This is a genomic window from Brachymonas sp. J145, assembly GCF_036312245.1.
GTDB lineage: Bacteria > Pseudomonadota > Gammaproteobacteria > Burkholderiales > Burkholderiaceae_C > Brachymonas > Brachymonas wangyanguii.
In genome coordinates this window covers 1-19,725 of record NZ_JAZDCI010000003.1, presented here as the reverse complement: position 1 = coordinate 19,725, position 19,725 = coordinate 1, and the positions used below count along the sequence as shown (strand labels likewise).

Here is a 19,725-nt window from a genome sequence, read left to right as displayed (position 1 = left end):
GCCAGCCAGGCTGGGCACCCATGACGGAATAGTGGATCATTCTAGCGCCGCCCGGCGGGCCGCGCACCAGCCGGAAGCCGCATGCTTCAATGCGCAGCGGCTTCCTGCTGCGGCCACTGCAGCGTTGCCGCCTTGGCAATGCGCTGTTCCACGCGTGTCAGCAACGCGTGGCTGGCGGCTTCGTAGGCGGTCTCGAGCGCATAGCTGAACGCCACCTCGTCGGCCGAGCCGTGGCTCTTGAACACCAGGCCGCGCAAGCCCAGCAGTGCCGCGCCGTTGTAGCGACGGTGGTCGACGCGACGCTTGAAGCTGGCCAGCACCGGATAGGCGACCACGGCAATCAGCTTGGTGAAGATATTGCGCGAGAACTCCTGCTTGAGCAGGTTGGCTACCATGGACGCCAGACCCTCGCTGGCCTTGAGCGCCACGTTGCCAACAAAGCCGTCACAGACAACGATATCGGTGGTGCCCTTGAAGATGTCGTTACCCTCGACGTTGCCGTAGAAGTTGAGCACGCCGGCGTTGCCCGCTGTGCGCAGCAGCTCGCCGGCCTTCTTGACCACTTCGCTGCCCTTGATCGCTTCTTCGCCAATATTCAGCAGGCCGACCGTGGGAGATTGGTTGTTGAGCTGCACCGACACCAGGGCCGAGCCCATGATGCCGAACTGCAGCAGGTGCTCGGGCGTGCAGTCCACATTTGCACCCAGATCCAGTACCGTGGTGGCACCGCCCTGCCCATTGGGCATCTGCGTGGCAATGGCAGGACGGTCAATACCGGGAATGGTCTTGAGCACATAGCGCGCCACGGCCATCAAGGCGCCGGTATTGCCAGCCGATACGGCGGCCTGCGCCAGGCCGTCCTTGACCTGCAGGATCGCCACGCGCATGGACGAATCCTTTTTCTTGCGCAGTGCCACCTCGACCGGATCATCCATGGTGACGACCTCGGTCGCCGGCACAATGCGGGTTCGCGACTTGACGGCGGCGGCCCCCTTGGTCCGGCCCCACTGCGCCTCGAGCACCTCAGGCTGACCAACCAGCAGCAGCTGGACATCAGGATGGGACTCCAGAAAACGCACACAGGCGGGCAAGGTAATCGCCACGCCATGATCGCCCCCCATGCAATCGACTGCCAGGGTCACCGCTTGCGTTGAATCCGTCATCTTTGAGCTACCGCGCCAGAAAAAGAAAAGCCCGAGGCTGCAAGAGCGTCGGGCCCTGTCATCAGACCTGGAATCAGGCTTCAGACTTGTTCTTCAGCACCTGACGGCCACGGTAGAAACCGTTGGGGCTGATGTGGTGGCGCAGGTGCAGTTCACCGGTGGTCGGCTCCGTGACGACGTTGGGTGCCGTCAGGGCGTTGTGGGAACGGTGCATGCCGCGCTTGGAAGGAGATTTCTTGTTTTGCTGAACGGCCATGGTCCGCTCCTCTGAAAAAGTTGAATGGAATAACGGGGTTTGCCGGCATGACTGCGCCATGCGCCATGTGATCATGGCCGGACCCTCGCGATCCCGGGCGTTTTTGCCTGCAGTTTGCCGATACCGGACGAACCAGATCGGCAGTAAGAGGAAGATTATAGCTGAATTTATGCGGCAGCGACAAGTCAGTGTGTGCCAGTCACGCCACGCCCCTGCTCAGGACTTCGGTTTTTTCAGCGCCTCGAGGGCGGCAAACGGATTCGGCTTCTCGGCTTCTTCCTCGCGGAAATCTGCTGTTTGCACCTGCATGCGTGGCGCCTGCGGACAGACCTCATGGCGTGGCGCCACCGGCAGCTCCATTAGCAGCTCGTCCTCGATCAGGGCCTGCAGGTCAAAGTCGCGGCTGATGACGAGTACATCATCTTCCAGCTCGTCATCCAGCATTTCGGCCGTGGCCTCATCCTGCACAAAACGGAAACGGCGCGATATTTCCAGGCGCTGGCGCATCGGCTCCAGACAGCGCTGGCACTGCATCGGCAACTCTGCCTCGGCCTCCAGTTCCAGCCAGATTTCCGGACTGCCGCCGAGCACCGGCACCATGCTGCCCTGCGCCTGCCAGCGCACCGGCGTCATCTGATCGCCGTCCTGCACCACATCGGCCAGCCGCGGGTAATGCGACAATACCGTCTCTTCGGCAAGTCGCGCGCCAGCCTCGGCAAATGCCGTGATGTCCAGATGCCGCGCTGAAAATGGCGGCGCTGCGCGTGATCCGCCCTGTTGTTTGTCCGTAGCCATGCCCACAGTGTAAAAGAATCTGCCATGTCCGACGCTGTCTTCCCCCACATCATCCTTGCTTCCACCTCGCCCTATCGCCGCGAACTGCTGCAGCGCCTGCGCATTCCCTTTGAGACGATCTCGCCCCAGGTGAACGAAACCCCGTTTGCCGACGAACAGCCGCGCCAGCTGGCACGCCGCCTGGCCGAAGCTAAGGCGCGTGCCGTGGCCGAGCTGCATCCCGATGCCGTGGTGATCGGCTCTGACCAGGTGGCGGACCTGCATGGCAAATCGCTGGGCAAACCCTTGCAGCACGATCGCGCCGTGACACAGCTGCGCGCCATGCGCGGCCAGACCGTGGTGTTCCATACCGCGGTCGCCGTGGTCTGCCTGGCACGCCAGCACACCGAGGTCGATGTGGCGCAGGTCAGCGTCACTTTCCGCGATGTCGATACCGGCATGAGTGACGAGGAGATCGAATCCTATCTGCGCCTGGAGCAGCCCTACGACTGCGCCGGCAGCGCCAAGAGCGAAGGCCTGGGCATCGCCCTGCTGGCACGCATCCAGAACGATGACCCGACCGCGCTGATCGGCCTGCCGATGATCAAGACCTGCAGCATGTTGCGCGCCGCCGGCGTGCCGCTGCTGACCGGAGCGCGTGCATGAGCCGCACCGGCCACCTGTTCCTCTGCCCGGCACCGCTGGATTTTGGCTGCGAGCCACCGCTGCCAGCTATCACCGATGTGCTGCCGGCGGGCACGCTGCAGGCCATGGCCGGCCTGCAGTACTGGGCCTGCGAAAACGCCAAGACGCTGCGCCAGTTGCTCAAGCGCGTGGATGAAGTGGCACCGTTGCAACATGCGCTGCAGGAACTGCAGATCAGCGTGCTGCCACGCGACATGCACAAGAAAGGCGACCACGCTGGCGGGTCCACCCGCTCCTGGAAACAAGAAGCGCTGCAACTGCTGCAGCCTGCGCTGCAAGGCCATGACATGGGCCTGGCCAGCGAAGCCGGCATGCCGGCCGTCGCCGATCCAGGATCGTCGCTGGTACGCGCCGCGCATGAAGCCGGCATTCAGGTAGTGCCACTGACCGGCCCCAGTTCGATATTGCTGGCTCTGGCGGCCAGCGGCCTGAATGGCCAGAATTTCGCATTTATCGGCTATTTGCCGCAGGATAACACGGCGCGCGAGAAACGTTTGCGTGAATTGGAGAATGTTGCACGCAAAACTGGTCAGGCCCAACTGTGGATTGAAACGCCTTATCGCAACGCCGTGATGTTGGAGCAAGTATTGCGCACGCTCTCTCCCGATATGGTGTTGTGCGTGGCACACGGATTAACCTTGGCCAGCATGGGTATCCTTTCTGCAACAGTGTCGCGCCACCGACAATCACCTCCCGTATTGCCCGCCAAAGTCCCTGCCATTTTTGGCATTGGCCCATAAAAAAACGCCATGCAGATGCATGGCGTTTTCATGAGACATTCGGACGGTCAGATCAGATAATCATCTCGGTTCTTGTCCTGGATCCACTTCGGCGGCTTGCCGCGGCCGGTCCAGGTGGCACCGGTAGCGGGATCGCGGTATTTGGGAGCGACCTTGCTGCCAGCAGTCAAGCCAGCGCGGGCACGGGTGCGGCCACCGAACAGGTCGGCTTCGGTCAGGTCGTATTGGGCAATCAGTTCACGGCATTGCGCCACGGCAGCAGCAGTCTGCTCCTTGCGCGCTTGCTGGATCTTCAGCTCCAGCGCTTCCTTTTGCTGCATGAGTGCTTGCAGAGATTCCATTTCAACTCCTGATAAGGAAAAGACAGATACACGTGTATCCAACGGAATCAATTATAGGAGCAAAAAAAGCGCTGTTAAAAAGAAACTCGCATCAATCTGTTTCCGGAGATTTACGCGCCATCACCCATTCCACACGCTTGCCAACCAGCTTCAGGACTTCGAAATCCCAGCCAGCGCAGTTGATGACCTGCCCCTCTACCGGCAGGCTGCCGGAAACAAACATCAGCAATCCGGCCAGCGTGTTGTAATGCGCCTTGTCTTCATCCGGCAGATCCTCGATGTCGAGACGCGCCTTCAATTCGCTGGCGGGAATCATGCCATCCAGTTTCCAGCTGCCATCGACCTGGGGCAATGCCCAGGCCACTTCATGCAGCGCCGGCTGCAATTCACCGGTAATCGCTTCCAGCAGGTCACGCGGCGTCAGCAGGCCCTGGATTTCGCCATATTCATCCACCACGAACACCATGCGGCCAACATGGCTGCGGTATTGCTCCAGCAGCTCCATGCCGGTGAGCGTTTCCGGCACAAACACGGCCGGCTTGGCAAACGACTCCAGCGTGCGCGTGCTGTCGGTGCGCACCACCTGCAGGATGCGGCCCATGCTGACCACGCCCACCACGTGATCAAGCTCGCCGTCCTTGCAGACCGGATACCAGGAGTGGGCATGCACGAACTTCTCGGGCGTGGCACCTTGCGTGAGGCGTTCATGCGCCTGCGCCGCCGTCATCTCGGCATCTAGCCAGACGATATCGCTGCGCGGCACCATGATGGACGACAGCAGACGGTCATCAAGCCCCAGCACGTTCTGCACCAGGCGGTGCTCCTGCTCCTCGATCAGGCCGGCATCCACGCCCTCTTCCAGGCTGGCAGCCAGTTCTTCCTCGGTCACGCGGTGCGTCACCGTGGTGTCGATCGGCAGCATGCGCAGCACGGCCTGGGTGGTGGTGGACAGCAGGTAGACAAAGGGCTTGGTCAGCCGCGCCAGTCCGGCCATGGGGCGGGAAATCCAGCGCGATACGGCTTCCGGGTAGAGCTGGCCAATGCGCTTGGGCACCAGCTCGCCAAAAATGATGGTGGTAAAGGTGATGACGGTGACCACCAGCGTGGTCGCCAGTATCGAGGATACCGATTCAGGCGTACCCAGTCCACGCAGCCATTCGGCCACGATCGGGCTGAACGCCGCTTCACCAACGATACCGTTGAGGACGCCGATCGAGGTAATGCCGACCTGCACCGTGGACAGGAACTGGGTCGGATTCGCCATCAGGTTGAGTGCAGATGCAGCTCCGGCATCGCCGGCAGCCGACATGGCTTCGAGACGCGCCTTGCGGCTGGAGGCAATGGCCAGCTCGGACATGGCAAAAATGCCATTGAGCAGGGTCAGGAAAATGATGATCAGAAGGTCCATCAGTTCATTGGATAATGCAAGTCATCATGGGAATATACTGTATTGGCGACATACAGGGCTGCCACCAGGCTTTCGAAGACTTGCTGCAGGCCCTCGATTTCTCCCCCAGCCGCGACACCTTGTACGTGCTGGGTGATCTGGTCAACCGTGGCCCGGATTCGGTTGGCGTGCTGCGTCGCATGATGCAGCTCGAAGGCAGCGTGCACTGCCTGCTCGGCAACCACGACATCCACCTGCTAGCCGTAGCCCAGGGTATACGCCCGATGGGCCGGCGCGATACCCTGCTGGAGATCTTGCATGCGCCCGATGCCGCCATCCTGCTCGACTGGCTGCGGCGCCAGCCGCTGGCCATGCAGGCGCACGGCTGCATGATGGTGCACGCCGGTGTACAGCCAGGCTGGGATGCCGCGCAAACCCTGTCCTGTGCCAACGAAATCAGCGAACAACTGCAGGATGCTCACTGGCAATCCTTCCTCGGCGACCTGTTCGGCAACGTGCCGGACCGCTGGAACAACCGGCTGCAAGGCATGGATCGTGCGCGCGTGATCGTGAATACGCTGACGCGCATCCGCTTCCTGGATGTGGAGGGGCATATGGATTTCCACCACAAGCGTGGGCTGGATGAAGCGCCGGAGCACCTGATCCCGTGGTTTGCCCATCCGCTGCGCCGCACCATGGACACGCTGGTGGCCTTCGGCCACTGGTCGGCGCTTGGCCTGGTCAAGCGCCACAACCTGCTGTCGCTTGATACGGGAGCTGTCTGGGGTGGCGAACTGACGGCAGTGGAAATCCTGCCGCCGGGCCGTCCTGGACGCATCGTTCAGGTACAGAGTCACAGCAGCGCCGAGTTCTGAGCGCCACCGGCTTCAGCCTTCCTGGCTGTCCTCGCTACGCGGTGCGGCCGGCTTGAACAGCGCTGCCATGGACCGCTTGGGACGGATATTGGCGCTGGCACCCGGACGCGTGACCGGGCTGCGCGGCTCGGCCTTTTCCCAGGAGGCCGACTCGCTGCGCGCTGAAGCCTCATACGGCTTGTCAAAGAAGGGATCGACCAGCTTGGGCGCACGACGATAGCGATCGCCCTGCGGTTCGCGCTCGTCGTGGCTGCGGCGCGGCTCGCGGCGACGCTCGCCACCCTCAGCACGCGACGGATAGTCACCGCGCGAGCCTCGACCACCACGCGCTTCCAGCGCAATCTCGAGCGGCTGGATCTTCTGGTTGGTCAGCTTGCCGATTTCTGCCACATGCTTGCCATCGGCATTGCCGACCAGGCTGATCGCCAGGCCTTCGGCGCCAGCGCGGCCGGTACGGCCAATGCGGTGCACATAGTCTTCGGCGTGGAACGGCAGGTCATAGTTGAACACCGCCGGCACGTCCTTGATGTCCAGGCCACGCGCGGCCACATCGGTACAGATCAGGTAGTCGACCTCGCCAGCCTTGAACGCTTCCAGCGCCTTCAGGCGCTCGTCCTGGCTCTTGTCGCCATGCAGGGCCGCGGTCTTGAAGCCGTCGCGTTCCAGCGCACGTGCCAGCCGGCCACAACCGAGCTTGCTGTTGGTAAAGACAAAGGCCTGCTTGACCTCGTTCTGGCGGATCAGCTGCGCCAGCATCGGGCGCTTGTCCTCATCGCTATTGACGCGGACAAAGCGCTGCTCCACGGTGGAGGCGGTGGCGTTGGAACGCGCCACCTCGATCGTGACCGGATTCTGCAGATAGCTGCCGGCCAGACGCTTGATATCGTTGGAAAAGGTGGCCGAGAACAACAGCGTGGTGCGCTGCTTCGGCAGATAGCCGAGGATTCGCTCCAGGTCCGGCAAGAAGCCGATATCCAGCATGCGGTCGGCCTCGTCCAGCACCACGTACTCGACCTGGTTGAGCACGCAGTTGCGCGCCTCGATATGGTCCAGCAGGCGACCTGGCGTGGCCACCAGCACCTCGACGCCCTTCTTCAGCTCGGCAGTCTGCGGCTTCATGTCCATGCCGCCAAACACCACGGCGGAGCGCAGATTGGTGTACTGGGCATACTGCTTGATCTGCTGCGCCACCTGGTCGGCCAGCTCACGCGTGGGCAGCAGCACCAGTGCGCGCACCGGGTGGCGCGCCGGCGATGCCGACGTGTTGTCGTGCTTGAGCAGGCGCTGCAGCAGCGGCAGCGAGAACGCCGCCGTCTTGCCGGTACCAGTCTGGGCCGCACCCATCACGTCCTGACCAGCCAGTACCACGGGAATGGCCTGGGCCTGGATAGGCGTGGTCTGGACATAGCCCATCTCGGCAACGGCGCGCTGGATGGGTTCTGCCAGGGGAAGCTGGGCGTAGGCAATGGTAGCGTTTTCTGTCATGCAGGATGTGTCTCAAATAGACGGCAGGCACAAAGCCTGATAGCCAAGGTGCGGGTAGCACCTTGGCGCGTAGGACGCTGGCAGCAGCCTGATCAGAGACTGCTGGCGTTGAACGTGTCGCAGGCTTGTACCGAGCCTGTCTGGATGCCGGTGGTAAACCAGCGGACGCGTTGCGCGCTGGAACCATGCGTGAAGCTGTCCGGGACCACATAGCCCTGGCTGCGCTTCTGGATGGCGTCATCCCCGATTTTAGCCGCTGCGTTCATGGCGCGCTCAATATCTCCGTTTTCGAGGATCTGACGCGACTTGTGCGCATGATGACCCCAGACACCGGCCAGGCAGTCAGCCTGCAGTTCAAGGCGCACGCTCAGGGCGTTCATCTGAGTTTCGCTGATACGGCCGCGCATGGCATCTACTTTGTCGGTAATTCCCAACAGATTCTGCACATGGTGTGCCACTTCGTGGGCAATCACGTAGGCCTGGGCGAATTCACCATCGGCACCGAGGTCACGCTTGAGCGTGTTGAAAAAGTCCAGGTCCAGGTAGACCTTCTGGTCGCCCGGGCAGTAGAACGGGCCCATGGCCGACTGGCCGGTGCCACAGGCCGTGGGGGTCACGCCACGGTACAGCACCAGGCGCGGCTCCTGGTAGCGGCCACCCGATTGCTGGAACAGCTGGTTCCAGACATCTTCGGTATCGGCCAGCACGGTAGAGACAAACGCGCCCTGCGGGTCATTGGCCGGCGGCGCCGGTGCCGGCTGCTGCACCTGCGGCGAGCCCGATCCGGACAGCACGCCAATCGTGGTCAGCGGGTTTACGCCAAAAAACACGAAACCCAGAATCGCCAGCACGATGGTACCAATGCCGATACTGCGGCCACCAAAAATGCCACCGCCTCCACGCTGGCTACGGCGGTCTTCCACATTGCCTGATTGGCGGTTGCCTTCCCATTTCATGCTGTACTCCCTGTTCCATGCCCCGCAATCGGGGATTTTGGCGGATTATGCGCGATTCGGCTGCGCATGGCTGTCAGCGCTTTCCTGCAGCTGTTGCAGGACCGCAGCGTGATCAGGTCTTGGGCAGTGTCACGCCGATCTGACCCTGATATTTGCCGCCACGATCCTTGTACGAGGTTTCGCAGACTTCATCGCTTTCGAAGAACAGCACCTGGGCGCAGCCTTCGCCGGCGTAAATCTTGGCCGGCAGCGGTGTGGTGTTGCTGAATTCCAGCGTCACATAGCCTTCCCATTCGGGTTCGAACGGCGTCACGTTGACGATGATGCCGCAGCGCGCATAGGTGCTCTTGCCGAGACAAATCGTCAGCACATTGCGCGGAATGCGGAAATACTCCACCGTGCGCGCCAGCGCAAAGCTGTTGGGCGGAATGATGCAGACATCGCTATGGATATCGACAAAGCTTTTTTCGTCGAAATTCTTCGGATCCACCACGGTGCTATGGATATTGGTGAAGACCTTGAATTCGGGCGCGCAACGGATGTCGTAGCCATAACTGCTGGTGCCATAGCTGACGATCTTCTGGCCATCGGCAGCGTAACGCACCTGGCCGGGCTCGAACGGCTCGATCATGCCGTGTTGTTCTGCCATGCGACGGATCCACTTGTCGCTCTTGATACTCATGCTGCGCCTCGGTTGGTTTATCTTGGTAATGCCTTGATTTTATGCTGCTAGCGCCACAATCTGTGCCGACAGACACAATGCCGCAGGAGATGGCAGCCGGAAGCCTCGCCGAAGCTGTTTACACTAGGCACTTTTCCCGCTTCCGGCAGTACCCATGCAAGCCTCCCCTCCCCCTCTTTATCCCGTCAGCCTGGTCGGTGCCGGTCCTGGCGCCGCCGACCTGTTGACGGTGCGTGCGCTGCAGCGCCTGCAGCAGGCCGATGTGGTGCTGTACGACCTGCTGGTCTCACCGGAGATCCTGGCGCTGCTGCCGAAGAACTGCGAGCGCATCTGCGTCGGCAAGCGTTCCAGCCGGCACACGCTGCCCCAGGCGGAGATCAATCGCCTGATCGTGGCGCAGGCACGGTTGGGACGGCGCGTGGTGCGACTCAAGGGTGGCGATCCGTTCATTTTTGGCCGCGGTGGCGAAGAGATGCAGGAGCTGGCGGCTGCCGGCATTCCCTGCGAGGTAGTGCCGGCCGTGACCGCCGCCATGGGCGCAGCTGCGGCCAGCGGCATTCCGCTGACGCACCGTGACCATGCACAGATGGTGAGCTTTGTCACCGGTCACCGCCGCATGGATGACGGAGCGGCAAAGCTGGACTGGATCCGGCTGCTGAGTGCCGAATCCACTCTGGTGATTTATATGGGATTGGGTGAAGCCACGCGTATTGCCGCCGAACTGATGGAGCACGGCGAACATGCCGCCGATACGCCCATGGCGATCGTCTCCAGCGCGACCACGCCGCAGCAGCACATCGTGCACACCACGCTGGGCGAATTGCCACAGGCGCTGCAGGACGAGCGCCTGGTATCGCCTGCCCTGCTGATTATTGGCAGCGTGACCACGCTGCATGAAGAGCTGTATCCACTGATTGTCCAGGCGCAGGCCATGCGCCCGGCAGGCAGCACATCAGAGTGACAGGATCCAGCGTGCCAGCTGCTGCGCCTCGGCCTCGGAGACGTTGGGGCTGGCCGGCATCGGGATGCTGCCAAAGCTGCCGGAGCCACCGGCACGGATCTTTTGCGCCAGGGCGGCTTCGGCACCCTGGCCCTTGTACTTGATGGCGATGTCCTTGTACGAGGGGCCGACGACGCGCTTGTTGACGGTGTGGCAGGACAGGCAGTTCTTGGACCGGGCCAGCGCCTCGGAAGCGTGCGCACCCTGTGCCACGCCCAGCAGCAGACCGGCGGCGATCAAGGCAGAGGAGACGACAGAGACTTTCATGCGGATATTCCTTGCTGTGCCCGACAGGGGCACCTGTACTGCATGAGATTATCCCATTGGGGCAGAAGTTCCGCAGGCAGCATGGACAAGAAAAAACCATGCCGGCTTGCGCGGGCATGGTTCAGGCATGGAGGTCAGGAGATTCGCCACATCTCATCGACGGCTGGCATCTGTACTCGCTGGTATCGGATGAAGCCGTTGGCTGGTGCATTTCCAGTCCACTGACCGAGGCCTTCAGGTTAAAGGCGACAGCGATTTTTCCTGCTCAGGGCATACCCTGTGCTGCGTCACAAAAAATGCAAAAAACTGTAAACACCCTCCACCATCCGGGGAATCGTCAAACGGGAAGACGATGGGTGACAATGTTTAGACATTTTCTGGAGATACGTCATGAAACCCGTGCAGCTGACTGAGCCCGGACAACAGAAACCCGCGACTTTCGAAGATCCCGAATCCATGCTGCTGGCCTGCCACCAGCGCGTGCAGCGCATGTGCGCCCTGCTGCTGCGCCTGCATGCGCATGCCAACCAGAACGGTGCCGACGAACAGGCACGTCGCGCCGCCGCCGACATCATCCGCTACTTCGACATGGCCGGGCCGCACCACCATGAAGACGAGGAGCGCCACCTGGTACCGCGCATGCTGGCAAGCGGAGATCCCTCGCAGATCCACATGGCCGAGAACATCCTGCGCCAGCACAAGGATCTGGATCAGGCCTGGGCCGAACTGCGACCGCTGCTGGTACAGCTGACCGAAGGCGATGCCGCCGCGCTGCTAGCCCAGGAAACGCTGTGCCTGCGCTTTGCCCACATGTACCAGTCACATATCGAACTGGAAGAGCTGCACGCCTATCCCGCGGTATTTCCCGGCATGGGTGCCGAGGTGCTGGAACAGGCCGGCGCAGAGATGGCGCAGCGCCGCGTTGACCAGCCGGTGCTGCAGACGCCCGTCAACCCGGCCTGACAACTTGGGCTAGGATAGCGGCATGTCCTTGCTGCCAGGAGCTGCCATGTCCCTGCCCTCTTCTCCCGCTGCCAGCGACTCCCCGAATCAGGAGCGCCGCCTGCTGGTGCGCCTGACCGGCGCCCTGGGTGCTTTTGCCGGCATGGTGCTGGCTGGTTGCGGCATCAGCATTGGCGGGGGTGGCGCACGCGGCCCGCAGGACATGGCGTATCGCCGGCGCGCCGCGCAACACCTGTACCTGCGCAATCCCGGCAACGTTTACCACGGCCAGCTACCGCCCATGCTGCATGCAATTGCCATCATGGAAGTCCGCATCGGCGGCAATGGCCGCGTTCAGGGCATCCGCTGGCGCCGACGGCCAGACCACGCGCCCGAGGTGGTGCAGCTGGCGAACCGCTTGGTGCAGGCGGCATCGCCGTTTCCGGCTCCGGGCGGCGCTGGCGTGACCTATACCGATACCTGGCTGTTTGTGGATAGCCAGCGCTTCCAGCTCGATTCGATTACCGAGGGGCAGCAGAGTTATGCCACGGGCGAGCCGGAGTGGTGAACAAGGCGCTTCTGATGCCAGGATTGCCGTACAATGGCAGGCTTCCGGAAGCGTGGGAGAGTGGTTTAATCCAGCGGTCTTGAAAACTTACGTTCAGGCGGTGCGGGAGCAGCAATAAGCAGAGTAAAAACAACGTGTTAGCGTATTCGCCTTGGCGCTGTTGCTTGCGCCGTTTAGCGGATTCCTAGCGCATCACAGAAACGGTGGGTTGGCCGAGCGGTTGAAGGCACTAGTCTTGAAAACTAGCAAGGGGGTGACCCCTTCCAGGGTTCGAATCCCTGACCCACCGCCATCACAGTAGCGAAGGGAGCGCTATGGGTACGTATCGAGTCGCACAGGTTTGTCCCAATGGGCACGTCGCAACGACTGCCGCAGACCAGAACCCAGAACTGCGAGAAGCATTCTGTTCCCAGTGTGGTGATGCGACCATCATGCAGTGCCCAAAGTGCAGCGCATCCATTCGCGGCGATTACTACGTTGAAGGTGTTTTCGGGTTCGGAGGCGACTACCAGCCGCCCGCGTTCTGCCACAACTGCGGTAACGCCTTCCCATGGACTGAACGCAAGATCGCAAGCGCGGTCGAGTTGGTCGAGATTGGCGCAGAACTACCAGCAGAAGAGCTTGAACAGTTCCGGGCAGATCTGGCGGAACTGACAAAAGACAGCCCGAAGACACAGGTGGCGTCCCTCCGGTTCAAGAGGGTAATGGCGAAGGTCGGCACTTCGGTTGCGTCCGGGGTGCGTGACATTGTTGTCGATGTGTTGAGCGAAGCTGCCAAGAAAGCAATTTGGGGAGCCTAGAAGGAATGTCAATGACTCTCGATGAGATTAGGGCTTGCCTCCAAGCAGGCAACTTCCAAGTTGCGAATGAAACGGCGCTGGCGAATGGCACGGGTACACAGCTCCGTTTGCAGAACGGCGCAATCGTCAACAGCTACCACACCGGCAACTTCAACGTTCAGGGCAAGAACCAAGATGCGGTGAAAGCATGCCTTGGCGTGCAAGCCGCACCGGCTGCGGCAGCACCCGCACCGCAGAATGGTCCTGCTGCCAAGCCGATGCTGAGCAAGGTCTTTGTCGTCTACGGGCATGACGCAGCAGCCCGCACCGAGCTTGAAGCAATGCTGCGCCGCTGGAGGCTTGAGCCGTTGATCTTGGATCAGCTTCCATCGGAGGGGCAAACCATCATTGAGAAGCTGGAAAAGTACACGGCGGAGGTGAAGTTCGCAGTAGTGCTGGCCACACCCGACGACGAGGGCTTCCGTGCCGGACATGAGGACGAAAAGGCGTTTCGTGCGCGCCAGAACGTTGTGATGGAACTGGGCATGATGCTGACGCTGCTCGGTCGCAAAAATGTTGCCATTCTCATGAAGCAGCAGGACAACATGGAGCGTCCGTCCGACATTCAGGGATTGCTCTATATCCCGTTCAAGGACAACCTGCAAAAGGACGCAGGGCCGCTTCTGGCGAAGGAAATGGCGGCTCAGGGCTACCCGATTTCATTGGCGAACCTGTAGCAAGCAAAGGCGCTCTGCTCCCAATAGGCTAGAGCGCTGCAAGTTCCACCGACCTAACTACAAGCGCAGCAATCAGTTAGCAGGCAAGCCCGCCTAATTCCGGGTTTGCCGTTCCCCGCTCGCTGGCATGCGCGGCGCTACAGGCCGCGTGCCGTTGCCGCCAGTACCCTAGCGGCGGCAGTGTGGTGATCGCGGCCTGTGCCGCCCGCTACGCTCGCGCAGCCGCACAAACGACAACGGGTGCCAGCGGCACCCGTTGAAGGCCAGGTCGCACGGGTAGGAGTGGCCCCGTTCCTGACTGAGTCCGTTTGATTAACGTCCAACGGTTCCCGATGGGACGGCGCAGCTTCTCCGGGACTGCGCGCCACTGCACCGCTGACGACGATAAGGGCGGTGCAGGGTTTTTCAGATGCCGTCGTCGTCTTGCCTGCTCCTGCATCCTTGGCGGTTCGGTTGCGGGGTACAGAGACGCAAGCGCTGCACGTCTTCCGACCAGAAAAGCTGACCACACCGCATACACTTCCGCCAGCCGACATGGCGCACGGCGCGCGGTGGCTTGGCGTCCATGTCCATCACAGGCTCGCGCCGTGTTCCGCCGTCCTGCGGCCACATGCGAGGCTCAACGAACCCTTGGAAGTTCGGCTTCATCGCATCAGCCCTTCGCCAGCGAATCCGCTGCGTGCGGTGCCGTCGCTGAGCCACTTCAGCAGGCAGTCCCGCACCACGCGACCATCAACCGGGCACATACGCCCGTCAGCAATCGCGGCACCAAAGGAGTCAGCGACCCAGCCGCGCATTTCGTCGGTGGCGCCGTGCGAGCGCTCCAGCTTCTTGAGTCGGACAAGCATGCCCTTGGCGCTGCTGATGCTCATGTGGTTAGTCCTGAGACTCGCGCAACGCCGCGCCCAGCTTGACCGCGCGGAGCAGGTTCAGCGCGTCGCTGGTCTCGCGGGCTGCATGCGCCTCGATGCGGCGCTGTTGAATCTGGCGCAACTCGTCGGGCGTGATACCGTACTTGACCGGGCGGTTCTCGTGGTCGAGGTTGTCATTCTTCATTGGAGCGTTCCTTTCATCGGGCCGATTGCTTGCAACAGGCGCGCGGCCTGATAGCGCACTGCTGGGTCGTCGCACTTCAAAATCGCCTCGTAGCAGACATTGACGATCAGCTTGAGGTCGGATTGCCCATGTGGTGTGTCTATCGGGCGTTCGATCTTTGGCCGACCCCAGCCGTAAAAGGGAATGCTGTCGGTGTCGTAGATGCTCATGCTTGTTTCTCCTCCAGCGCGATAAGGCGCGCTTCCAGTTCATCGACAGCACGGATGCCCGCAACCGACTGGATGCAGTCGATCAACATCCGCCCGGTTTCAGGATCGACGCGCCCCTCGGATACGGCGACGAGTACCTGATTGGCCTGCTCGTGCAGGGGCTTGTCAGGGTCAAGCTCAAACTCCACAGCAGCAGCACGCGCACGCAGCGGCGGCTCAAGTCGTTGCGCCCACAGGTTCATGGCGCTGGTGTCGCCTGCAAGCGCTGCCTCCTTGATGACGCGGGCCAGTTCGGAACCGTCCTTCTGTAGTTCTTCCGCGAGTTGCGTCTTGCGGTTCTTGCTGCCCTTGGGACGGCCTGCCGGATTGCCGCTCTGGCCCGGTTGCCAGCCCTTCGGCGGCTTGTTTGGCTGAGGGGTGAAGCCCTGCAACCATTCAGGCTGAACTGTTTCAGTCATTTGATTGCTTCCTGTTGTTTGCAGAGGATCAGCAGCGTTACTCGCCGAACTTGAGAGCAGCCAGCGCTTTGCTGTTGGCTTCACGAAGTGCGGTGACGCGCCCCCAATCTGCGCCCATCGCCTTCTCAACCTGCCCCATCACCAGCGGACCGACTTTTTCAACGTGAGCCTTGGCACTGCGAAGGGCGGTAAGGCGGCCAACAACCTCGGGATGCTGAATCTCGTGGAGCTTGCGCGTGTAGTGCGTAACTTCGGCATCCATCAACCCGGACAGATAACCCGGGCCGCCCAGAATCGCCGTCAGTGTGGTCAGGTCTTTGCGAGCCAGCGCGTCCTCCAGGAACTTCTGGCGTTCCTCAGTCGGCATAGCGCGGACGTGGTTCCGAATCTCGGTGTTCAGCGTGCCCATGCCCGCCTTCTGTTGCAGGGGGCCGGTCAGCATCTCGTCCATCGACTTGATCTGCTGATCGAGGGTCTTTGACAACTTGTCGAACTTCGACAGGAGGCGCTGCTGTTGCTTGTATGCGGCATCGGATACGGCGATCACAGCCTGCTCAGGCGTCCATGCCTGATTGCGGCTGGCGTGGTCGCGCGCATCATGAATCTTTGCGAGAGTCAGATACGCATCGTCCAGCGTTTCCATCACGGGGCCGAGATACGGCGCGCTGTCGTCGCTGTAGCCGTCAAGCTGGCGAACATTCTCCGAGTGGAGCGACGGGGTAATACGGGCATCGATTGGGGTGGGCATGGTGAAAACTCCTTGATAAATGGCGGCGCGGCTGCGCATGTGCAAAACGGTAGGGCTATCAAGCGAAAGTCCGCAAGGAAAAGCAGTTGCAAAACAATTGCTTAGAGTTCTAGAACAAGCGGAGAACAGCTAATTCGGTGTTTGTTGTTCTGCTTTCCCGGCGTTGTCGCGTGCATCCAAAAAGTCGTTGCCGAGTCTCGGAGACCTGTCTTGCAATGTGCCTCCATCAACCCGCACAGGAGCAACGACATGACCGCCAAGACCTACACGAAGCGCGAGAACGCCAAGCGCGCAGCCATTGCCGCGGGCGTGCCCGCCGAGCTGGTGCAGATCACCGTTCACAAATCCGCGGACGGCACGCGGTTCGGTTGGAAGCAGAAGGAAGCATCGACACCCGTTGCCGAGGCCGTACCCGCCGAAGCTGTGGTGACCACAAGCAAGCCGAAGAAAGCGGCCGTCCCGAAGGTGGAGCGTGTCGAGCAGAACGGGGTCAAGCGTCCCGGCCCCGGCAAGTGCCTGGAGGTGTGGGAGTACCTAGACCAGCACGGCAACATGATGCCGAAGGACTTGAAGCCGGTAGCCGCTGAGAAGGGCTGGAACGAAAACAACGCCTTGATAGAACTCTATGGATGGCGTCGCTTCAACGGCATCAGCGGACGGGTCAAAGCTGCTGCCTGATACCTCTGCACCACAAGCAAGCGCCCCGCATGGGGCGCTTTTCGTTTGTGTGTCCTTGATGTATGGTATGTAGCGAAACCCTACATACCATACACTCAAAAATGGCAACCTCGAATCAACGACAGAGACCAAAGGCAGGCTCACTTCCCCTGCCAGAGAACGATCCCACGCCCCCGCCAGACCCAAGCATTGAGGCGGCACGTCAGGCAGGAATGCCGTTCATTGCAAAAAAGCTGGAGCGACGAACGAAGGCTCTTCCGTCAAAGATCGACATGGCAATCACCGGGCTGCAACAGGCGCGAGCGGAGGCAGAAAAGCAAGCCGGCTGGCTGCAAGACTTGGTCTTTGACGACTGGATACGCCGTTGCGTGGTTGAAGTGGATGACCCGCGCGAATGGACGCAGGCGCGCGTTCTCTATGAGGACTACCTCGCCCATGCGCGCACCTTTGGCAATAAGGCGAATGAGAAGCGGGTAGTGCGTCAGGAGTTGGTGACGGAGACGCAATGGGGGCGCTTGATCGCCACGCTGTACCCCAAGAGGCGGCGCACGGCGGGCGTGTTCTACCCGCTGAAGCGCGTGCGCGACGGGTAGTTGGTACGGCTGGGGGCCACGCACGGGCCGCGTAGGCCGCGATTGCAGGGTAGTCAGTGCAACGGTACTGGCGGCGCGGTGCGGGGCTTGCACGCGCTGCGCATGCACGAAACTCCGCCCTCGCTACGAATGGGCTAGAACGAGCTCACCACATGGGCGGCTCACCCGCGTGGGTGCTGCATTCACTCGCTTCCGACCGCCGTTTTCCTAGTTTGGCGTTCGGGCTGCGTTAGCTGTTAGTGGCGTTAGCGGTGTTGTACGTGTTGCGGGACGTGCAGGGCCACTTGCTGCACAAGAATTAAGCAAACGACCGCTGACCCATACGAAGTGCAAAGAACGCAACAAACAAACTAACAAACACACACACAACACCCTTAAACCCCTTATAGGTACTGCGTTTTGCCGGTGTCCCGGTCGTTTGTTTGACGTGTCACTAACGAGGGGGGTTTGCAGCAAACAAGACGGGGATCGGATGCATCGAAGTTGCGCCTTGTGTGCTGCCTGTTAGCCGCCCACCAGCTAACGCTGGCCCAGTTCCACCACGCGCCAGCATTCAGCACGCGCGTTGAAGTCCTCCCAAGCCTTGGTCTCGTGGATTTTCACGAGAAAGCCATTCTCGACCAGACTCTTCATCGTGTGGTTAAAGACCGTCGTAGCGCCAAGGCGGTGCTTCTTGAACAGGTCTCGTGAGCAGACCTCTTGTTGCAGGAAGCGGCGCGAGACGACGCCGTGCTGGCGCAGCTTTTCTTCCTTCGGGTCTTTGCGCTGAACCGCGAGCCAGCGGCGGCACCGCTGAAGAATCATCTGCTCGCGTGCATGGTCGGCGTCGTCCGAAATATCGCCGTCGCAGACGCGGCGCTGCACGGTCAGGTTGGCGTGGCGGAGCATGCCGATAGCCCATTCCACATGCTCAACCTGGACGACAGGGAACAGGTAGTTGTCGGCCACCGCCAGCAGCGCGGCAAGCCGAATGACCTTTTCATAGGCGCGTACCCATAGCTGGCGCTGCGCCGGGTCTCTGTGGAGTTGGAGTTCCCCCTATCTCACGGACGGTTGAGCGCTGAAGAATTCAGCGCGGTAACGGTGGTATTTTCTACCGGGGACTGCCCGGATTGTGCATTGATTTGCTCGAATTCGTTGGGAGCAAGGTAGCCCAGTGCGCTGTGCAACCGATGTGGGTTGTACCAGCCCTCTATCCAGGTAAACACGGCATGCCTGGCCTCGGTCTGGCTTTTCCAGCTTCTTCGGTTGACCAGTTCGCATTCCAGGCTGGCAAAGAAACTCTCGGCCATGGCGTTGTCGTAAGCATCCCCCACCGATCCCATGCTTGGGCGCACGCCCATTTCCTCGCAACGCTTGCCAAACACCGTGCTGGTGTATTGGCTGCCCTGATCGGAGTGGTGGATGACGCCCTGGGGCTTGCGCGTGAAGGCGGCCATCTCCAACGCCTGCACCACCAGATCGGCCGTCATGCGCGTGCCAAAGGCCCAACCCACTACTTTGCGGCTGTATACGTCGATGACTACCGCCAGATAGGCAAACCCGCTCCAGGTAGGCAGGTAGGTCATGTCTGCCACCCAAAGTTGGTTAGGAGCATCCGCCGCAAAGCGGCGATTGACCAGATCGCTGGCCAGCCCAGCCTCTCGATCACGGCGCGTTGTCACGCACCAGCCGCGCCGGCGGCTGACACCCTTCAGACTCGCCTGACGCATCAGGCGTTCGACGCGCTTCTTGTTGACGATCACCCCATCGCGCGCCAGTTGCGCGACCATGCGCGGCACGCCGTAGGTGGTATCGCTCATCTGATGGATGGCTTTGATGCGCAGCAGCAGCTCGGCATTGGCCTGATCGCGTGCACTGGGTCGGCGATTTAGCCAGTCGTGGTAACCACTGCTGGACACACCCAACACCCGGGCCATGGTGCGTATTGGGAGATCGGCCTGGTTCGCCTGCATCAGCGCGTAGACGGCGTGGACGTCTTCTCGCTTTGTCCGGCAAACCAGGCCGTAGCCTTTGCCAGGATGTCGCGCTCCGTTTGAAGACGCTTGACCTCCCGGCGCAAGCGGACGAGTTCCTCGCGCTCGGACGTTGTCAACACATCCTTGCCGGATAACGGCTTGCCAGCATCGGCTGCAGCGCGTGCAACCCAGTTGGCAATGCTCACCGCTGACACATCGAACTCACGTGCCAGCTCGGATTGGCTGCGACCGGAATGAAACAGCTCGACGATCTGCTGTTTGAATGCCTCGGGGTACGGGGGCTTGGTTTTTCCCATGGGGGCTCCTTTCTTCTCAGTGAAAGTGTCCGTCAAATGGGGGGAACTCCA

At 61.3% G+C, this 19,725-nt stretch carries 26 protein-coding genes and 1 tRNA gene; 11 read left to right on the top strand and 16 right to left on the bottom strand.

The features are described from left to right. Positions 1-86: 86 nt before the first annotated feature. From plsX to V1261_RS03950, 3 genes are all read right to left on the bottom strand, one after another. Positions 87-1,163: a phosphate acyltransferase PlsX gene (gene plsX, locus V1261_RS03960; protein ID WP_329770152.1), complete on the bottom strand. Its 1,077-nt coding sequence runs from the start codon at positions 1,161-1,163 to the stop codon at positions 87-89. 73 nt (positions 1,164-1,236) lie between these two features. Continuing rightward, a complete protein-coding gene (gene rpmF / locus V1261_RS03955) occupies positions 1,237-1,419 on the bottom strand; it encodes a 50S ribosomal protein L32 (RefSeq protein ID WP_018714170.1) in 183 nt (60 codons plus the stop codon). Between the two features lie 216 nt (positions 1,420-1,635). Then, a complete protein-coding gene (locus V1261_RS03950) occupies positions 1,636-2,214 on the bottom strand; it encodes a YceD family protein (RefSeq protein ID WP_329770151.1) in 579 nt (192 codons plus the stop codon). A 24-nt stretch (positions 2,215-2,238) separates the two neighbouring features. Here V1261_RS03950 and V1261_RS03945 point away from each other — a divergent pair, with 24 nt between their 5' ends. Both V1261_RS03945 and V1261_RS03940 read left to right on the top strand, forming a co-directional pair. Further along, the gene (locus V1261_RS03945) at positions 2,239-2,859 is read left to right on the top strand and encodes a Maf family protein (RefSeq protein ID WP_329770150.1); all 621 of its coding nucleotides are present in this window, start codon (positions 2,239-2,241) and stop codon (positions 2,857-2,859) included. Next, complete coding sequence (locus tag V1261_RS03940; protein ID WP_329770149.1) at positions 2,856-3,638, top strand: SAM-dependent methyltransferase; 783 nt, start codon at positions 2,856-2,858, stop codon at positions 3,636-3,638. The genes V1261_RS03945 and V1261_RS03940 overlap by 4 nt, the downstream gene beginning before the upstream one ends. A 47-nt stretch (positions 3,639-3,685) precedes the next feature. Here the strand turns inward: V1261_RS03940 and V1261_RS03935 are convergent, their stop codons facing one another. Continuing rightward, positions 3,686-3,979 carry an H-NS histone family protein gene (locus V1261_RS03935; RefSeq protein ID WP_329770148.1) on the bottom strand — a complete coding sequence of 98 codons (294 nt, stop codon included), beginning with the start codon at positions 3,977-3,979 and terminating at the stop codon, positions 3,686-3,688. Between the two features lie 91 nt (positions 3,980-4,070). Next, a complete protein-coding gene (locus tag V1261_RS03930; protein ID WP_329770147.1) occupies positions 4,071-5,387 on the bottom strand; it encodes a hemolysin family protein in 1,317 nt (438 codons plus the stop codon). Positions 5,388-5,413: 26 nt separating this feature from the next. On the opposite strand from V1261_RS03930, the gene V1261_RS03925 reads away from it, so the two are divergent. After that, entirely contained in the window at positions 5,414-6,241 is an 828-nt protein-coding gene (locus V1261_RS03925) for a symmetrical bis(5'-nucleosyl)-tetraphosphatase (protein ID WP_329770146.1), read from the top strand. Positions 6,242-6,253: 12 nt separating this feature from the next. Here the strand turns inward: V1261_RS03925 and V1261_RS03920 are convergent, their stop codons facing one another. The 3 genes from V1261_RS03920 to dcd form a co-directional block, all read right to left on the bottom strand. Further along, positions 6,254-7,726: a DEAD/DEAH box helicase gene (locus tag V1261_RS03920; RefSeq protein WP_329770145.1), complete on the bottom strand. Its 1,473-nt coding sequence runs from the start codon at positions 7,724-7,726 to the stop codon at positions 6,254-6,256. A 92-nt stretch (positions 7,727-7,818) separates the two neighbouring features. Continuing rightward, positions 7,819-8,682 (bottom strand): KPN_02809 family neutral zinc metallopeptidase, encoded by an 864-nt coding sequence (gene ypfJ / locus V1261_RS03915; RefSeq protein WP_329770144.1) that lies wholly within the window; start codon positions 8,680-8,682, stop codon positions 7,819-7,821. Between the two features lie 112 nt (positions 8,683-8,794). Further along, positions 8,795-9,364 (bottom strand): dCTP deaminase, encoded by a 570-nt coding sequence (gene dcd / locus V1261_RS03910; protein WP_329770143.1) that lies wholly within the window; start codon positions 9,362-9,364, stop codon positions 8,795-8,797. Positions 9,365-9,518: 154 nt separating this feature from the next. Between dcd and cobA the strand changes: the two genes are divergently transcribed. Beyond that, positions 9,519-10,325 (top strand): uroporphyrinogen-III C-methyltransferase, encoded by an 807-nt coding sequence (cobA, locus tag V1261_RS03905; RefSeq protein WP_329770142.1) that lies wholly within the window; start codon positions 9,519-9,521, stop codon positions 10,323-10,325. Here cobA and V1261_RS03900 read toward each other — a convergent pair. Then, positions 10,317-10,631 carry a c-type cytochrome gene (locus V1261_RS03900; protein WP_329770141.1) on the bottom strand — a complete coding sequence of 105 codons (315 nt, stop codon included), beginning with the start codon at positions 10,629-10,631 and terminating at the stop codon, positions 10,317-10,319. The two genes, cobA and V1261_RS03900, sit on opposite strands and share 9 nt — an antisense overlap. Positions 10,632-11,021: 390 nt before the next feature. Here V1261_RS03900 and V1261_RS03895 point away from each other — a divergent pair, with 390 nt between their 5' ends. From V1261_RS03895 to V1261_RS03875, 5 genes are all read left to right on the top strand, one after another. Further along, the gene (locus V1261_RS03895; protein ID WP_329770140.1) at positions 11,022-11,594 is read left to right on the top strand and encodes a hemerythrin domain-containing protein; all 573 of its coding nucleotides are present in this window, start codon (positions 11,022-11,024) and stop codon (positions 11,592-11,594) included. Positions 11,595-11,640: 46 nt separating this feature from the next. Further along, entirely contained in the window at positions 11,641-12,141 is a 501-nt protein-coding gene (locus tag V1261_RS03890) for a hypothetical protein (protein ID WP_329770139.1), read from the top strand. A gap of 202 nt (positions 12,142-12,343) precedes the next feature. Next, positions 12,344-12,433 (top strand) — tRNA-Ser (locus V1261_RS03885). A 22-nt stretch (positions 12,434-12,455) separates the two neighbouring features. Further along, entirely contained in the window at positions 12,456-12,941 is a 486-nt protein-coding gene (locus tag V1261_RS03880) for a DUF2321 domain-containing protein (RefSeq protein WP_329770138.1), read from the top strand. Positions 12,942-12,952: 11 nt separating this feature from the next. Continuing rightward, positions 12,953-13,657: a TIR domain-containing protein gene (locus tag V1261_RS03875; RefSeq protein WP_329770137.1), complete on the top strand. Its 705-nt coding sequence runs from the start codon at positions 12,953-12,955 to the stop codon at positions 13,655-13,657. 644 nt (positions 13,658-14,301) lie between these two features. Here the strand turns inward: V1261_RS03875 and V1261_RS03870 are convergent. Genes V1261_RS03870 through V1261_RS03850 form a run of 5 tightly spaced genes read right to left on the bottom strand, consistent with a single transcriptional unit; the run spans position 14,302 to position 16,128 of the window. Next, on the bottom strand, positions 14,302-14,529 hold the full coding sequence (locus tag V1261_RS03870) for a hypothetical protein (RefSeq protein ID WP_329770136.1): 228 nt from the start codon (positions 14,527-14,529) through the stop codon (positions 14,302-14,304). Positions 14,530-14,533: 4 nt separating this feature from the next. Further along, complete coding sequence (locus V1261_RS03865) at positions 14,534-14,713, bottom strand: hypothetical protein (protein ID WP_023906213.1); 180 nt, start codon at positions 14,711-14,713, stop codon at positions 14,534-14,536. Further along, entirely contained in the window at positions 14,710-14,922 is a 213-nt protein-coding gene (locus tag V1261_RS03860; RefSeq protein ID WP_329770135.1) for a hypothetical protein, read from the bottom strand. Before V1261_RS03860 ends, V1261_RS03865 begins: the two co-directional genes overlap by 4 nt. Continuing rightward, positions 14,919-15,380, bottom strand: coding sequence for a DUF5681 domain-containing protein (locus V1261_RS03855; RefSeq protein WP_329770134.1), 462 nt, complete (start codon positions 15,378-15,380; stop codon positions 14,919-14,921). The genes V1261_RS03860 and V1261_RS03855 overlap by 4 nt, the downstream gene beginning before the upstream one ends. 37 nt (positions 15,381-15,417) lie before the next feature. Further along, positions 15,418-16,128, bottom strand: coding sequence for a hypothetical protein (locus V1261_RS03850; protein ID WP_187738552.1), 711 nt, complete (start codon positions 16,126-16,128; stop codon positions 15,418-15,420). A gap of 249 nt (positions 16,129-16,377) precedes the next feature. Here V1261_RS03850 and V1261_RS03845 point away from each other — a divergent pair, with 249 nt between their 5' ends. Both V1261_RS03845 and V1261_RS03840 read left to right on the top strand, forming a co-directional pair. Next, positions 16,378-16,806 (top strand): hypothetical protein, encoded by a 429-nt coding sequence (locus V1261_RS03845; protein ID WP_329770133.1) that lies wholly within the window; start codon positions 16,378-16,380, stop codon positions 16,804-16,806. Between the two features lie 212 nt (positions 16,807-17,018). Then, on the top strand, positions 17,019-17,399 hold the full coding sequence (locus V1261_RS03840; RefSeq protein WP_329770132.1) for a hypothetical protein: 381 nt from the start codon (positions 17,019-17,021) through the stop codon (positions 17,397-17,399). A gap of 519 nt (positions 17,400-17,918) precedes the next feature. Here the strand turns inward: V1261_RS03840 and V1261_RS03835 are convergent. Continuing rightward, the gene (locus V1261_RS03835; protein ID WP_329770131.1) at positions 17,919-18,347 is read right to left on the bottom strand and encodes a hypothetical protein; all 429 of its coding nucleotides are present in this window, start codon (positions 18,345-18,347) and stop codon (positions 17,919-17,921) included. Positions 18,348-18,442: 95 nt separating this feature from the next. Next, positions 18,443-19,674 (bottom strand): IS3 family transposase gene (locus tag V1261_RS03830; protein WP_405197982.1). Its coding sequence is split into 2 segments (ribosomal slippage): positions 18,443-19,407 and positions 19,407-19,674, totalling 1,233 coding nucleotides; the frame shifts between segments, so codons are not numbered across the junction. Positions 19,675-19,725 lie beyond the last annotated feature (51 nt).

What these genes read in the sequence shown, in the direction of transcription:
- plsX (WP_329770152.1), bottom strand. Translation starts at nt 1,163, where the DNA reads ATGACGGATTCAACGCAAGCGGTGACCCTGGCAGTCGATTGCATGGGG.
- rpmF (WP_018714170.1), bottom strand. Translation starts at nt 1,419, where the DNA reads ATGGCCGTTCAGCAAAACAAGAAATCTCCTTCCAAGCGCGGCATGCAC.
- V1261_RS03950 (WP_329770151.1), bottom strand. Translation starts at nt 2,214, where the DNA reads ATGGCTACGGACAAACAACAGGGCGGATCACGCGCAGCGCCGCCATTT.
- V1261_RS03945 (WP_329770150.1), top strand. Translation starts at nt 2,239, where the DNA reads ATGTCCGACGCTGTCTTCCCCCACATCATCCTTGCTTCCACCTCGCCC.
- V1261_RS03940 (WP_329770149.1), top strand. Translation starts at nt 2,856, where the DNA reads ATGAGCCGCACCGGCCACCTGTTCCTCTGCCCGGCACCGCTGGATTTT.
- V1261_RS03935 (WP_329770148.1), bottom strand. Translation starts at nt 3,979, where the DNA reads ATGGAATCTCTGCAAGCACTCATGCAGCAAAAGGAAGCGCTGGAGCTG.
- V1261_RS03930 (WP_329770147.1), bottom strand. Translation starts at nt 5,387, where the DNA reads ATGGACCTTCTGATCATCATTTTCCTGACCCTGCTCAATGGCATTTTT.
- V1261_RS03925 (WP_329770146.1), top strand. Translation starts at nt 5,414, where the DNA reads ATGGGAATATACTGTATTGGCGACATACAGGGCTGCCACCAGGCTTTC.
- V1261_RS03920 (WP_329770145.1), bottom strand. Translation starts at nt 7,726, where the DNA reads ATGACAGAAAACGCTACCATTGCCTACGCCCAGCTTCCCCTGGCAGAA.
- ypfJ (WP_329770144.1), bottom strand. Translation starts at nt 8,682, where the DNA reads ATGAAATGGGAAGGCAACCGCCAATCAGGCAATGTGGAAGACCGCCGT.
- dcd (WP_329770143.1), bottom strand. Translation starts at nt 9,364, where the DNA reads ATGAGTATCAAGAGCGACAAGTGGATCCGTCGCATGGCAGAACAACAC.
- cobA (WP_329770142.1), top strand. Translation starts at nt 9,519, where the DNA reads ATGCAAGCCTCCCCTCCCCCTCTTTATCCCGTCAGCCTGGTCGGTGCC.
- V1261_RS03900 (WP_329770141.1), bottom strand. Translation starts at nt 10,631, where the DNA reads ATGAAAGTCTCTGTCGTCTCCTCTGCCTTGATCGCCGCCGGTCTGCTG.
- V1261_RS03895 (WP_329770140.1), top strand. Translation starts at nt 11,022, where the DNA reads ATGAAACCCGTGCAGCTGACTGAGCCCGGACAACAGAAACCCGCGACT.
- V1261_RS03890 (WP_329770139.1), top strand. Translation starts at nt 11,641, where the DNA reads ATGTCCCTGCCCTCTTCTCCCGCTGCCAGCGACTCCCCGAATCAGGAG.
- V1261_RS03880 (WP_329770138.1), top strand. Translation starts at nt 12,456, where the DNA reads ATGGGTACGTATCGAGTCGCACAGGTTTGTCCCAATGGGCACGTCGCA.
- V1261_RS03875 (WP_329770137.1), top strand. Translation starts at nt 12,953, where the DNA reads ATGACTCTCGATGAGATTAGGGCTTGCCTCCAAGCAGGCAACTTCCAA.
- V1261_RS03870 (WP_329770136.1), bottom strand. Translation starts at nt 14,529, where the DNA reads ATGAGCATCAGCAGCGCCAAGGGCATGCTTGTCCGACTCAAGAAGCTG.
- V1261_RS03865 (WP_023906213.1), bottom strand. Translation starts at nt 14,713, where the DNA reads ATGAAGAATGACAACCTCGACCACGAGAACCGCCCGGTCAAGTACGGT.
- V1261_RS03860 (WP_329770135.1), bottom strand. Translation starts at nt 14,922, where the DNA reads ATGAGCATCTACGACACCGACAGCATTCCCTTTTACGGCTGGGGTCGG.
- V1261_RS03855 (WP_329770134.1), bottom strand. Translation starts at nt 15,380, where the DNA reads ATGACTGAAACAGTTCAGCCTGAATGGTTGCAGGGCTTCACCCCTCAG.
- V1261_RS03850 (WP_187738552.1), bottom strand. Translation starts at nt 16,128, where the DNA reads ATGCCCACCCCAATCGATGCCCGTATTACCCCGTCGCTCCACTCGGAG.
- V1261_RS03845 (WP_329770133.1), top strand. Translation starts at nt 16,378, where the DNA reads ATGACCGCCAAGACCTACACGAAGCGCGAGAACGCCAAGCGCGCAGCC.
- V1261_RS03840 (WP_329770132.1), top strand. Translation starts at nt 17,019, where the DNA reads ATGCCGTTCATTGCAAAAAAGCTGGAGCGACGAACGAAGGCTCTTCCG.